This is a genomic window from Deltaproteobacteria bacterium (assembly GCA_016210005.1).
In the GTDB taxonomy this organism is placed as follows: Bacteria; Desulfobacterota; Binatia; order HRBIN30; family JACQVA1; genus JACQVA1.
Map to the genome: position 1 here is coordinate 60,537 of JACQVA010000158.1, position 13,728 is coordinate 74,264.

Here is a 13,728-nt window from a genome sequence, read left to right on the forward strand (position 1 = left end):
GGTACAGTGCGCCGCCACGATGAACCTGGATACGCTCAACGCCGCCCAACGCCAGGCGGTGCTGCATACCGAAGGGCCGCTGCTGGTATTGGCCGGCGCCGGCAGCGGTAAGACCCGAGTGCTCACGCACCGGTTCGCCTACCTGGTGCGCAGCGCCGGGGTCGCGCCCGAGCAGATTTGCGCCGTGACGTTCACCAACAAAGCCGCCGGGGAGATGCGCGAGCGCGTCCGCCAGCTGCTCAAGATCCAGTCGGTGCCGTGGCTGGCAACCTTCCACTCACTCTGTGCCCGCCTGCTCCGCCGTCACGCCGACCGGCTCAGCCTGCCGCGCGACTTCGCGATCTACGACGACACCGATCAACTCGCGGTCATGCGGCGAGCCGCCGGCGACTTGAACTTGAGCGAGCAGCTGTTCCCTCCCGCGCAGTTACTCCACGCCGTTGATCGCGCCAAGAACGACGCCTGGAGCCCCGACGACCTGCTGCAACGGGCGGCGGATTCCTTCAACCAACGCGTGGCGCAGGCGTATCAGCGCTACCAGCAGCTGCTCGCCGCCAACGCCGCGCTCGACTTCGGCGATCTGCTCCTGCGTACGCTCGAGTTGTTTCGCAACCACCCCGAGGTCCTGGAGCTCTACCGGCAGCGCTTGCGCTATCTCATGGTGGACGAGTTCCAGGACACCAACCGCGCGCAGTATCTCTTGGTGCGCCAGCTCGCCGCCGCCCACAACAACGCCTGCGTGGTCGGCGACGACGACCAATCAATTTACCGCTGGCGCGGGGCCGATATCCGCAACATCCTCGATTTCGAGCGCGATTTCCCGACCGCCCGCGTCATCCGCCTGGAGCAGAATTACCGCTCGACCCAAACCATCCTCGATGCCGCCGGCGCCGTAATCACCAACAACCGCGGCCGCAAAGGTAAGACGCTGTGGACGGAGAACGGCGCCGGCAGCCCGGTGACGCTGTTCTCGGCCGCCGATGAACGCGGCGAGGCGCGCTTCGTGTGCGACGAAATCGGGCAGTTGCGCCGCCGCGGCCACGCGCTTGGCGACGTGGCGGTGTTCTATCGCACCAACGCCCAGTCGCGCGCGCTCGAAGACGAGTTGGCGCGCGCCGGCCTCCCCTACGCCATGGTCGGCGGCATGCGGTTCTACGAGCGCAAGGAGGTCAAGGACCTGCTGGCGTACCTGCGCGTGCTGGCCAATCCGCGCGACGCCGTCAGCCTGCTACGCATCATCAACACGCCGTCGCGCGGCATCGGCGCCACGACGGTCGAGGCCCTGACCAACGCCGCCAAGGCGCAAGACCGCCCGCTCTTCGAAGTCATCCTCGATCCCACTACCGCCGCAGGACTCTCCACCGCCGCCGCCACCCGCGTCGCCGCCTTCGCCGCCACGATGCGCCAACTGCGTGAAATCGATCGCGGCGCGGTCACGCCGCTGTTGCGCCGGGTGATCGACGATACCGGCTACCTCGATCGCCTGCAGGCTGAAGCCACACCCGAGGCAGAATCGCGGGCCGACAACGTCCGCGAGTTGCTGACGGTGACCGAGCAATTCGATGCCCAGAGTACAGAGACCGGCCTGACCGCGTTTCTCGAACAGATGGCGCTGGTCACCGACCTCGACGGCTTCAACGCCGCTCCCGATCGCGTCACGCTGATGACCCTCCACAATTCAAAAGGGCTGGAGTTCCCGGTGGTGTTCATCATCGGCGCCGAGGAGGGATTGTTCCCGCACGAGCGCTCGCTCGAAAGCCCCGACGCGATCGAGGAAGAGCGCCGGCTCTGCTACGTCGGCATGACCCGCGCCCGGCGCTGCCTCTATCTGCTCCACGCCAGCGAGCGCCACTTGTTCGGGCGCACGCACCACAACTCCCCCTCACGCTTTCTCACCGAGATACCCGCACGCCTGCTCGAGCAGCGCAGCGAGCGCCGCAGCGAGTTCGCGGCGCCGGGCGACGAACCAACGATCGACTACTCCTACTCTCAGCTCACCGGCGCGGCCACGCGCACGAGCCGGCGGCCGTTACCGCCTCGGCCCAGCGCCGCCAACGGCCTGCGGCTGGGTATGCGCGTGCGTCATCAGGAGTTCGGGGTGGGGGTAATCCGCCGCATCGAAGGCAGCGGCGATCAGTGCAAGCTCACGGTCTTGTTCGAACGTGGCGGCAGCCGCAAACTGCTGCAGCGCTTTGCGCAGCTGGAAATGCTGTCGTAAAGCCCGGCCGGGGCCCAGCTGTCAGCGTGCGCCCACTGCGGCGTCATCGCCGTGGGCGCGATGGCCGAACACTTGTGCCAGACCCGGCTGCGACACCAGCCGGTGGATCGGCCGGAACAGCAGCCACTCGAAGGTGTAGCCGATCGGGTGCAGCAAGTACCCGGCGATGCGCAGCGGATGCGCCTGCGAGTCGTCGTAGTCGTCACTCTGAGGGAGCGGTTGGCCCTCCGCCCACGCGGCGGTGGCCGGTGAACTCAACGCCAGGGCTAGCAGCAACGTCACAGTTAGTCGCTTCATCGCGTAATCTCCCTTCGCCGCGGAGTGTAACAAGCGGCGGTCAGCCTGACAACTCAAGCCACCCAGCCGATGCAACTGAGCTGGCGGCCAGTGCGCCCACCCGATCCGCGGTGCGAGAAATACCGGTCACCGGCACAGCGCGTGCACGGACCCACGGTGTGGATGCCCTGCGCGGCCAGACCCGCGGCCTCCAAGAGCCGGCGGTTGGCCGCGCGCAGATCGAACTTTCCGCGCGCGCCCTCGCGCCGCCAACCATCCTCAGGCAAGGCGCCCCAGCGGGCAACGAACTGCTCGCCAATCTCGCGTTCGACCTCGTAACAACAGCCCCCGATCGCCGGGCCGAGCGCCGCCTCCAGCTCCGCCCGCTCGGCGCCGAACTCTTGTTGCATCAGCTCGACCGCCCGCGTCACGATACCGGCCAGCGTACCGCGCCAGCCGGCGTGCACCACCGCCGCCACCCGCCGCCGCCGCGCCACCAGCAGGATCGGCACGCAATCCGCCGTCAAGATGGTCAAGACGGCGCCCGGCATCGCCGTCACCATGCCATCGGCCGCACCCGCATCAGCAACCGGCTCGTCGACGCGCAGTACGCGCTGGCCGTGCTCTTGACGCATCCACACCAACCGGCTGCCGCCGGGCAGAACCGCCGCCACCCGCCGGCGGTTTTCTTCCACCGCCGCCGGGTCGTCCCCTACGCTCTCCGAAAGGTTGAGACCGGCGAACGCCCCGGCACTAGTGCCGCCCGGCCGCCCGTAGAAGCGGTGCACCAGACCGGTCAGCTCTAGCCATCCCGGCACTGACAGGTACGCCAATTCAGCCGTCACGCGACAACCCGAAGTACTCCCGCAACGCCGCCCGCGTGCTCGGAAACGCCAACTCATCCCAGGGTATCTCGTTAGCCGCAAAGGCCCGCACTTCAAGCGCCTCATCGCCCGCCCCCGGCTCGCCGGCAACGATATCGCCGACATAGACCACTACCACAACCGGCTGGCCGGCGTACGAATACACGTTCAGCAGACGGCGCAGGCGAACCTCGACGTTGACCTCCTCGCGCGCCTCGCGCACGGCCGCATCCTCCACCCGTTCACCCCGATCCATGAAGCCACCCGGAAATACCCACCGGCCGTAACTCGGCTTGATCGCGCGGCGCAACAAGACGACTTTGCCGTCAACACTGCAAATGACGCACGCCGCGACCTTCGGATCCAGGTAGTGCACATAGCCGCAAGCGCCGCACACCAGCCGTGCCGGCTCACTCGCCTTGAGCTGGCGCAAGCCCAACGTTCCGCCGCAAAGTAGACAATGCCGCGGCCCATCGCTCATCTTGCGCCTCAGCCCGGGTCGTTTGCCGGCTCGGGGAGGGGGCTGCCTTTGGGGTCAGTGCGGCGGCCGCCGTGGCGCCGGATGGTTGCGATCGTGTCGACATTGACCCAACGCACCCCGTAGACGCAGGGCTTGGCCTGGCCTTCTTCATCGATCTGCTCGGAGCTCGGGAAGCCGGCGCGAGAAAAACTAGTCACAATTCGTTTGGCCATCAGAATCTCCTGCCAACAGATACCGGAAGGCAATCGCCAGCACCAGTGCCCCCGCGGCCCGGCCCTCAGAGCCCCTGCGCCCGGTAGTGGGCGGCGTGCTCGACGTAGTTCTGCGCCGAATGCCGCAGCTTCTCGACCTCCTCCGCGCTCAGCTCTCGCACCGCTTTCGCCGGGCTGCCCAGCACCAACTGGCGCGCCGCCACCTTCGTCCCCGGCGTCACCAAGGCGCCGGCGCCCACCAGGCAATTCTCTCCGATCTCCACCCCGTCGAGGATGATCGCTCCGATCCCGATGAGACAGCAGCTACCGATGGTGCAGCCGTGCCGCACCACGTTGTGCCCGGCGGTGACCTCATCGCCGATCACGGTAGCAAAACGGCCGCCAGTAACATGCACGGTCGAGTTGTCCTGGATGTTGGTGCGCGCACCGATGCGGATCGGGTAGACGTCACCGCGCACCACCACGTTCGGCCACAAGCTCGACTGCGCACCGACGACCACGTCGCCGATGACCAAAGCACTGCGGTGTGCGTACACGCTGGCGTCCAGCTGCGGGTACTTGCCGTCAAACGGGTAGATCATATCCGTACACCAGCATGCCGCCGCGTTGCACTACGCCACCCACTTTGGGCCGAGCGACTCCCCCGGCTGGTTCATCGCTCTGCGCTTAGCAGATGGAGGCAGGCGGCGACAAATCGCGGGGTGGACACACCGCGCAACCACAAGATGTTGGGGCGGCAAGGTGACCCTTGCCACACCGGTAGCGTTTTGCTACGAGACCGCATGGTTCCTATTACGACCGAGATTATCGCTGCCCCAAGGTGCACGGCCGCGCCTGAGCCGACACCCAACGGCGTGTTGGCGCTCGCAGCTGCCCCCCATACCTGCCGCCGCCTCCTACTCCGCGCCAGTGCCGGGGCCCCGGCTTGGAGGTAACCATGTTCACCTACGACATGCCCGAAGGGCTGACCTTCGATGACGTCTTGCTGCTCCCCGGGGAGTCGACCTTCCTGCCGCGCGAAGCCGACATCTCGACCCGCTTCTCGCGCCGGGTGTCGTTGAAGATTCCGCTGGCGAGCGCAGCGATGGACACGGTGACCGAGTGGCGCACCGCCATCGCCATGGCGCAGGAAGGCGGGCTCGGGGTCATCCATCGCAATCTGGTGGTGGAGGAACAGGCCCGCCAGGTCGAGAAGGTGAAGAAATCGGAAAGCGGCATCGTTCTCGACCCGGTGACGGTGCACCCGGATCAGCAAATCGCCGACGCGCTCGCGGTCATGCACCGCCACCAAATCTCCGGCCTACCGGTGGTGAAGGACGGGCGCCTGGTCGGCATCCTCACTAATCGTGATCTGCGCTTCGAAAAGCGGCTCGAGCGCAAGGTCGCCGAGGTCATGACCAAGGACAACCTCATCACCGGCAAGCCCGGTATCGATCGCGAGGCCGCCAAAGAGCTGCTCCATCGCCACCGCATCGAGAAGCTGCTGATCGTCGACGATGAGGGGCGGCTGAAGGGCTTGCTGACGGTAAAGGACATTCAGAAGGCGGCGCAGTTTCCCAACGCCTGCAAGGACGAGCTGGGCCGGCTGCGGGTCGGGGCGGCGATCGGCACCGGACCCGACCGGCAAACCCGCGCCGAAGCCGCGGTGCGCGCCGGCGCCGATGTTCTGGTCATCGACACCGCTCATGGACACTCGGCCAACGTCATCGAGACGTTGCAGGAAATCAAAGCGCTCTTCCCCAAGGTGGACGTCGTGGCCGGCAACGTCGCCACGGTGGAAGGCGCGCGCGCGCTCGCCCGCGCCGGCGCGGATGCCATCAAGGTCGGCATGGGTCCGGCCTCGATTTGCACCACCCGCGTGATCTCCGGCGTCGGCGTGCCCCAGCTCACCGCCATCGCCGAGTGCCTGAAGGTCGCCCGCGACTACGACATCCCGGTGGTCGCCGACGGCGGCATCAAGTTCTCCGGCGACATCACCAAGGCGCTGGCCGCAGGGGCGCACTCGGTGATGATCGGCAGCCTGTTCGCCGGCACCGAGGAGAGCCCGGGCGAAACCATCCTCTACCAGGGCCGCACCTATAAGCTCTATCGCGGCATGGGCTCGCTCGAAGCCATGCGCGAGCGCGAGGGCAGCCGCAACCGCTACATGCAAGACGACGAGGCCGAACAACTCAAGCTGGTGCCCGAAGGCATCGAGGGCCGCGTGCCGCACAAAGGCCCGCTGTCCTTCATCGTCAATCAGCTCGTCGGCGGACTGCAGGCGGGCATGGGCTACTGCGGCTGCCGCACCATCGCCGACCTCCACGCCCATGCCCGCTTCATGAAGATCACCAACGCCTCGCTCCAGGAGAGCCACGTCCACGACGTGTTCATCACCAAAGAGGCGCCGAACTACCGGCGGGAGTGAGCAGGCTTACGATTGTTGGCTTTCGATTGCAGCCGGCGCGCCGTTGCAGCGTGGCGCTGGAAGGCGGGTTGCAGCGTGGCGCTGGAAGGCGGTATGAGGATTCGAAGGGTCGGGGTGGGGCGGTGAAATTGAAGAACATAAATCCGCAATCGAGGAGCCGATGATCCTCATCCTCGACTTCGGCTCCCAGTACACGCAGCTGATCGCCCGCCGGGTGCGCGAGGCCAAGGTCTACTGCGAGATCCACCCGTATTCGCTTTCGCCCGAGCGCATCGCGGCGATGCAGCCGGAAGGCATCATTCTCTCCGGCGGCCCGGCGAGCGTGTACGCCGAGGGCGCGCCGATTTCCGCTCCCCAGCTGCTCGACTTGGGAGTGCCGGTGCTCGGTATCTGCTACGGCATGGGCGTCATGGTGCAACAGCGCGGCGGCGAGGTCGCCAAAGCCCAGCGGCGCGAGTATGGCCCGGCCGAGCTGTGCATCGACGACCGCGCCGATCTGTTCGCCGGGTTGGCGGCCGATACACCGGTGTGGATGAGTCACGGCGACCGCATGGAGCGCCTGCCGCAGGGCTGGCACCGCCTGGCGCACACCGCCAATGCGCCCATCGCCGCCGGCCGTGATGCCAGTGGCCGCCTCTTCGGCCTGCAATTCCATCCCGAAGTGGTGCACACCCGCGACGGCCGCCGAATCCTCGCCAACTTCCTCTTCAACATCTGCCACGCTCGCGACGACTGGACGATGGAGAACTTCGTAGCCCGCGAGAGCACGCAGCTACGCGCGCGCGTCGGCAATGCCGGCGTGGTCTGCGCCCTCAGCGGCGGCGTCGACTCCACCGTGGTCGCCGCCCTGCTCCACCACGCCTTCGGCGACCAACTCACGTGCATCTTCGTCGACAACGGCGTGCTGCGGCGCGACGAGGCGACGCGGGTCATGCGCCTGCTGCGCGACCGCTTCCATTTCCGGGTCGAAGCGGTCGATGCGACGGCGCTGTTTCTCAAACGCCTCGCCGGGGTCGAAGACCCGGAAAAGAAACGCCGCATCATCGGCGCCACCTTCATCGAGGTGTTCGAGCAACGGGCGCGCGAACTGAAGAACGTGCGCTTCCTCGCCCAAGGCACGCTCTACCCCGATGTGATTGAATCGGTGTCATTCAAAGGCCCCTCCGCCACCATCAAGAGCCACCACAACGTCGGCGGCTTACCGGAACGTATGCAGCTGGAGCTGATCGAGCCGTTGCGCGAGCTGTTCAAGGACGAGGTGCGCGAGCTCGGCCAGGTCCTCGGCATTCCGCCCGAGATCGTCGGCCGCCACCCCTTTCCCGGCCCGGGCCTGGCCATCCGCATCATCGGTGCGGTGACCGCCGAGCGGGTGGCGGTGTTGCAACAAGCCGACGCCATCGTCGACGAAGAGATTCGCGCCGCCGGCTGGTACGACAAGCTCTGGCAGGCGTTCGCGGTACTGCTGCCGGTGAAGACCGTCGGCGTCATGGGCGACGAACGCACTTACGAAAACGTGCTGGCGCTGCGCGCCGTCAACAGCCTCGATGGCATGACTGCCGACTGGGCGCGGCTGCCCGCCGAGTTGCTGGCGCGCCTTTCGAGCCGCATCATCAACGAAGTCCGCGGCGTCAATCGCGTAGTCTACGACATCTCATCCAAGCCGCCGGCAACGATCGAGTGGGAGTGAAACCGTGCACCTGGGGGAGGAGTGGTGGGGGAGGACATGAGCTTCGTTCATCTTCACTTACACACGCAGTATTCGCTGCTCGACGGCGCCAACAAGATCGAAGCCTTGATCGCGAGCATCAAGGCCGCGGGCATGCCGGCGGTGGCGATGACCGACCACGGCAACATGTTCGGCGCGGTCGAGTTCTATAAGACCGCGGTCGAGCACGGCGTCCAACCGATTCTCGGCTGCGAGGTCTACGTCGCCCCCGGCAGCCGGCACGACAAGCGGCCCGTGCGCGGCGACGACTACGAGAGCGGCGGCAATTTCCACCTGATCCTGTTGGCCATGAACCAGGACGGCTATCGCAATCTCTGCCGCCTGGTCACACTTGGTTATACGGAGGGTTTTTATTACAAGCCGCGCGTCGACAAGGAGCTTTTGCGCGAACTCAACGGCGGGTTGATCGCACTCTCCGGCTGCCTCGCCAGCGAAGTCAATCAAGCCATCGCCGCCGGCTCTTCGGCGCGCGCGCGCCAGGTGCTCGACGACTATCGCGCGATCTTCGGCGACCGCTACTACGTCGAGGTCCAAGACAACCACCTGCCCCAGCAGGAGCGCGCCAACGCCGAACTGGTCCGGCTCGCTTGCGAGCTCGGCTTGCCGCTGGTCGCCACCAACGACTGCCACTACTTGCAGCCCGAGGATGCCGCGGCGCACGAGGTGCTGCTCTGCATCCAGACCGGCAAGACCCTCGCCGACCCCAGCCGCTGGCGCTTCGAGACCGATCAGTTGTTCGTCAAGACCCCGGCGCAAATGCTGGCGGCGTTTCCGCAGCAGCCGGAAGCAATTCGCAACACCGTCGACATCGCCGCCCGCTGCCAGGTCGAGATGACCTTCGGCAAGTACGTGTTCCCGGTCTTCAAGACCCCGGCGGACGAGAGTCTCGAAGATCATCTCGAACGCCGGGCGCGAGCAGGCTTGGAGGAACGCTTGCAGCCGCTGCGCGCTGGTGCGCAGTGGTCGGCCGAGCGCGAGCGCACCTACCAAGAACGGCTGGCAACAGAACTAGCTGTGATCAAGAAGATGGGCTTCGCCGGCTACTTCTTGATCGTCGCCGACTTCACTAACTACGCCAAGAGCCGCGCCATCCCGGTGGGGCCGGGCCGCGGCTCGGCCGCGGGCAGCTTGGTGGCCTACGCCCTGCGCATTACCGACATCGACCCCCTGCCCTATCACTTGCTGTTCGAGCGCTTCCTCAACCCCGAGCGCAAGTCGATGCCCGACATCGACATGGACTTCTGTTTCGAGCGCCGCGACGAGGTCATCCGCTACGTCCGCGACAAGTACGGCGACGACCGGGTGGCGCAGATTATCACCTTCGGCACGCTCAAGGGTAAGGCCGCGATCAAAGACGTCGGCCGCGTGCTCGGCTTCAACTACGGTGAGACCGACAAGATCGCCAAGCTCTACCCGGCGGCCAAGCAGGGCAAGGATTTCCCGCTGGCGGCGGCACTCGAGATGGAGCCCCGGCTCAAGCACCTGCGCGAAGGCGGCGAGCGCGAGGGCAAGCTGTTCGACTATGCGCTCAAGCTCGAAGGCCTGCTGCGCCATTCCTCGAAACATGCCGCCGGCATCGTCATCGCCAATCGCCCGCTGGTCGAGTCGCTGCCGCTTTACAAAGACAAAGACGGCAACGTCATGACTCAATTCGGCTGGGAAGAGGTCGAGGCCATCGGCTTGATCAAGTTCGACTTCCTCGGCCTCAAGACGCTGACCCTGATCGCCAAAGTCGTCGAACGCATCCGCCAAGGGCGGGGCGAGCTGCTCGATCCCGCCGCGCTGCCGCTCACCGACAAGGCCACCTACCGCCTGATCGCCAAGGGCGACACCGTCGGCGTCTTCCAGATGGAATCGGGGGGCATGCGCAACGTGCTGACACAGCTGCGCCCGTCGAACTTCGAAGAGGTGATCGCGGTGCTCGCGCTCTACCGCCCCGGCCCGCTCGACAGCGGCATGGTCGATCAGTTCATCAAGCGCAAGCACGGCAAGGAAGAGGTGCAGTACCTCCACCCCAAGCTGCAGCCGGTCCTGCAGGACACTTACGGTGTCATTGTCTATCAGGAGCAGGTGATGCAGATCGCCCAGGTGCTGGCGGGTTATTCGCTGGGCGACGCCGACAACCTGCGCCGCGCGATGGGCAAGAAGGACCCCGAGAAGATGGCCAAGGAGCGTTTGCGCTTCGTCGCCGGCGCCGTGCGCCAGGGCGTGGCCGAGGCCAAGGCGGGCGAGATCTTCGATCAGATGGAGACCTTCGCCGCCTACGGCTTCAACAAATCGCACTCGGCCGCTTACGCGCTCATCTCCTACCAGACCGCCTACCTCAAGGCGCACTACCCGGAGGAGTTCATGGCCGGGTTGATGACGCTGGAGAAGGACGACAGCGACAAGGCGTACAAGAACATCGCCGAGTGCCGCGAGCACAAGATCGCGATCTTGCCGCCGGACGCAAATGAGAGCCAGGCCGACTTCACCGTGGTGATGCACGGCGGCGAACGCGCGATCCGTTTCGGGCTGGCGGCCGTGCGCGGGGTAGGCGCCAAGGCGGTCGAAGCCATCGTCGCCGCGCGTCAAGTCGGCCGCTTCAGCGATCTCGGCGACTTCTGCAAGCGGGTGCAAAGCCAGCAGGTCAACAAGCGCGTGATCGAAAGCCTGCTCAAGTGCGGCGCCTTTGACTTTGCCGGCGTGCCCCGCCGGCGCATGGTCGAGGGGCTCGACCTGGTGCTGAAGTGGGCCGGTCAAGGCAACCGCCCCGAGCACGCCAACCAGATCGGTCTGTTCGCCGCTACCGCGTTGGCGGCGACGGTCGATGCCCCACCCCGGCTCCCCGACGTCGCGGAATGGCCGCAAAAGGAACTCTTGCGCGCCGAGCGCGAGGCTACCGGCTTCTTCATCACCGGCCACCCGCTCGACAAGTACGAGCGCGACCTACGCCGCTTCACCGATGCCAGCACCGAGGCGTTGCGCGGGCGCACCAGCGCCGAGAAGGTGCGCGTCGGCGGCGTCGTCCACTCGTTGAAGCTAAAGAACAACAAGAAGGGCGATCGCTACGCCACCTTCAACCTTGAAGACAAGACCGGCGTGGTCGAGGTCATCGTGTGGCCCGAGGCCTACCGCAAGCACGAGGCCAGCATCCACGGCGAGGACCCGGTCGTGGTTTGCGGATCACTCGATGTGAGCGAGGAGCGCTGTCAGATCATCGCCGACGAGGTCCTGCCGCTGACGGCGGCACGCGAGCAAGGGATCAAGCAAGTACACTTCGCGCTGCTGGCCGACCGCATCGACGAAACCCTCCTGCACCGCCTGCGCGACACCCTCAACCAGCACCGCGGCCCGTGTCCGGCCTATCTACACCTGCTGTTACCCGACCGGACGGAGACGGTGATCGCGCTGCCGTCGGGCTTGCGCGTCGCCCCCAGCGACCGCCTCATCGAGGCCGTCGAAGGCGTGCTGGGCAGCGGCGTGACGTCGTTCGTGTAGGCCCGGCGCGCCGCTGCGTCGGGTGGCGTTATTGTGATGATCGGAACAAAGGCCCAGTGAGTACCGACTACCACGCGAAGTATTACGCGCAGGCGCTGACCCGGCGCAGTGCTTCGGATAGTCTTGACAAGCTCGGCCCGTCACTCTTGAACGCGACCGTCGATCTGAATCCGCACCAGATTGAGGCCGCCCTGTTCGCTTTTCGGTCCCCCCTCTCGCGCGGCGCTATCCTGGCCGACGAGGTCGAGGTGAAGGCCCGCGACGAACTCGGGGCCGAGGACGTGAAGGAGAAGGCCAAGGCCGCGATCCGCTGGTGCGAGATCGCCACCGAGAAGCAGGGTGGGAAGCCCTGGTCGTACGTCGTGATCCCGGACGACGCGGCTTCCCCTACAAGTACGCTGGTGTTCATGTTCGCGCAGGCGGTGCGGAGCCTGTCTTCAGCGTCCCGCAGTAGTGCTTGATTGTGCGAGGGTTGTTCGCGTGCTGCCTGGCTCGGATCGTTTGGATGATCGTTGGCACCCGGTGAGTCGAGCGCCCGGGTGTGCTAGAGGTATCGGGTGCTGACCACCGAGCAGTCCCCCGAGACCGCCGTACTCATCGGCACCGAGCGCCATGACCGCGCGGCGTTGACCGGTGAGGAGTCGCTCGCCGAATTGGAACGGCTGAGCGAGACCGCCGCCCTGAAGGTCGGGGCCAAGATGCTGCAAGCGATTCAGCGCATTAACCCGGCCACCTTCATCGGCTCGGGCAAGGTCGAAGAAGTGCGCCAGCTGATCCAGACGATCGGGGCCAACGTCGCCATCTTCGACGACGAACTCTCGCCCGCGCAGCAGCGCAATCTCGAGAAGGCGCTGGGCATCAAGGTCATCGACCGCACCCAGCTGATTCTGGCCATTTTCGCCCAACGCGCCCGCAGCCTGGCCGGCAAGCTGCAAGTCGAGCGCGCCCAGCTCGAGTACCTGCTGCCGCGGCTGACGCGGCAGTGGGCGCACTTATCGCGTCTGGGCGGCGGCGTCGGTACGCGCGGACCCGGCGAAAGCCAGCTCGAAGTCGACCGCCGCCGCGTGCGCGAACGACTCGGCACCCTGCGCAAGCGCATCGCGGAAGTGTCGCGCACGCGCGGCTTGCACCGCGACAGCCGCAAACAGGTGCCCTATCCGATCGTGGCGCTGGTGGGCTATACCAACTCCGGCAAATCGACCCTGCTCAATCACCTCACCAACGCCGGCGTGCTGGTCGAGGACAAGCTGTTCGCCACGCTCGACCCCACCGTACGCCGCCTGAAGCTGCCCGACGGCGGTACGGCCCTGCTGGTGGATACGGTCGGTTTCATCCACAAGCTGCCGCACGGATTTGTCGAAGCCTTCAAGAGCACGCTCGAAGAAGTGCGCACGGCGGACATTTTGTTACACGTGGTCGACGCCGCCAGCCCGCACGCCCCCGACCACATTTGCGTGGTCGAGCGGGTGCTGGGCGAGTTGGGCGTGACCGAGACGCCGGCGCTGCTGGTGTTGAACAAGATCGATCTGGTGGCCGCCGGTGCTGCGGTGCCACGCTACGGCAGCAGCTGGCCGATCTCGGCCCGCAGCGGGCGCGGGGTCCCGGCCCTACTCGACGAGATCGCCCGCCTGTTGGCGCAATCACAAGAGCGCGTCCACCTCTCCATCCCCGCCAGCCGTGGTGATCTGCTGGCGCGCCTGCACCAGCGCGGGCGGGTGTTGCACACCGAATACCTTGACGGCCGCGTCGAAGTCACCGCGTTGGTACCGCCGAAGCTGGCGGGCCAGCTGCGCAAGGCGCTGGCGGCCGAGCCAGTTGAACCATGAACCGGTGCTATTCCCGGATCCAGCGCAGGCGGTTGGGTTCTACGAGACGTTTCGCGCCGGCTCGCCAAAACCGCGGCTCGACTTCTTGAGCCAGCCGAGCACACGCGGGTCGGCTTCGGCCGAGTGGCGCACCTGACTGCGATCGAAGTTGTCGCCGTTGCCGGCAAAGCTCAGGTTCACGCGTGGCTCGATGCGGTCGGCGCATGTGCCTAAGGCGTACGGTGATCTCGGGCAGCTTA

Annotated in this window: 11 protein-coding genes and 1 pseudogene; 6 read left to right on the forward strand and 6 right to left on the reverse strand. The window is 66.3% G+C overall.

Annotated features, from left to right (window positions below; all coding sequences use genetic code 11):
- Positions 1-19 precede the first annotated feature (19 nt).
- Positions 20-2,218 (forward strand): UvrD-helicase domain-containing protein, encoded by a 2,199-nt coding sequence (locus HY699_15115; protein ID MBI4517135.1) that lies wholly within the window; start codon positions 20-22, stop codon positions 2,216-2,218.
- Between the two features lie 21 nt (positions 2,219-2,239).
- On the opposite strand, the gene HY699_15120 is transcribed toward HY699_15115, so the two are convergent.
- The 5 genes from HY699_15120 to HY699_15140 all read right to left on the reverse strand — a co-directional run bounded on the left by HY699_15120 (position 2,240) and on the right by HY699_15140 (position 4,631).
- Positions 2,240-2,515 (reverse strand): hypothetical protein, encoded by a 276-nt coding sequence (locus tag HY699_15120; protein MBI4517136.1) that lies wholly within the window; start codon positions 2,513-2,515, stop codon positions 2,240-2,242.
- A 53-nt stretch (positions 2,516-2,568) separates the two neighbouring features.
- Positions 2,569-3,396: a peptidoglycan editing factor PgeF gene (gene pgeF, locus HY699_15125; GenBank protein MBI4517137.1), complete on the reverse strand. Its 828-nt coding sequence runs from the start codon at positions 3,394-3,396 to the stop codon at positions 2,569-2,571.
- Complete coding sequence (locus tag HY699_15130; protein ID MBI4517138.1) at positions 3,329-3,838, reverse strand: NUDIX hydrolase; 510 nt, start codon at positions 3,836-3,838, stop codon at positions 3,329-3,331. The genes pgeF and HY699_15130 overlap by 68 nt, the downstream gene beginning before the upstream one ends.
- Before the next feature lie 8 nt (positions 3,839-3,846).
- Positions 3,847-4,050 (reverse strand): hypothetical protein, encoded by a 204-nt coding sequence (locus tag HY699_15135; GenBank protein MBI4517139.1) that lies wholly within the window; start codon positions 4,048-4,050, stop codon positions 3,847-3,849.
- 65 nt (positions 4,051-4,115) lie between these two features.
- Positions 4,116-4,631 (reverse strand): gamma carbonic anhydrase family protein, encoded by a 516-nt coding sequence (locus HY699_15140; protein ID MBI4517140.1) that lies wholly within the window; start codon positions 4,629-4,631, stop codon positions 4,116-4,118.
- A 356-nt stretch (positions 4,632-4,987) separates the two neighbouring features.
- Here HY699_15140 and guaB point away from each other — a divergent pair, with 356 nt between their 5' ends.
- From guaB to hflX, 5 genes and pseudogenes are all read left to right on the forward strand, one after another.
- Entirely contained in the window at positions 4,988-6,457 is a 1,470-nt protein-coding gene (guaB, locus tag HY699_15145; GenBank protein ID MBI4517141.1) for an IMP dehydrogenase, read from the forward strand.
- Positions 6,458-6,617: 160 nt separating this feature from the next.
- Positions 6,618-8,144 carry a glutamine-hydrolyzing GMP synthase gene (guaA, locus tag HY699_15150; GenBank protein MBI4517142.1) on the forward strand — a complete coding sequence of 509 codons (1,527 nt, stop codon included), beginning with the start codon at positions 6,618-6,620 and terminating at the stop codon, positions 8,142-8,144.
- 36 nt (positions 8,145-8,180) lie between these two features.
- The gene (gene dnaE / locus HY699_15155; protein ID MBI4517143.1) at positions 8,181-11,663 is read left to right on the forward strand and encodes a DNA polymerase III subunit alpha; all 3,483 of its coding nucleotides are present in this window, start codon (positions 8,181-8,183) and stop codon (positions 11,661-11,663) included.
- 56 nt (positions 11,664-11,719) lie between these two features.
- Positions 11,720-11,908: pseudogene (locus HY699_15160) on the forward strand (DEAD/DEAH box helicase).
- A gap of 351 nt (positions 11,909-12,259) precedes the next feature.
- Complete coding sequence (gene hflX, locus HY699_15165) at positions 12,260-13,489, forward strand: GTPase HflX (GenBank protein MBI4517144.1); 1,230 nt, start codon at positions 12,260-12,262, stop codon at positions 13,487-13,489.
- Positions 13,490-13,528: 39 nt separating this feature from the next.
- Here the strand turns inward: hflX and HY699_15170 are convergent, their stop codons facing one another.
- Positions 13,529-13,669 (reverse strand): hypothetical protein, encoded by a 141-nt coding sequence (locus tag HY699_15170; GenBank protein ID MBI4517145.1) that lies wholly within the window; start codon positions 13,667-13,669, stop codon positions 13,529-13,531.
- Between the last annotated feature and the right edge of the window lie 59 nt (positions 13,670-13,728).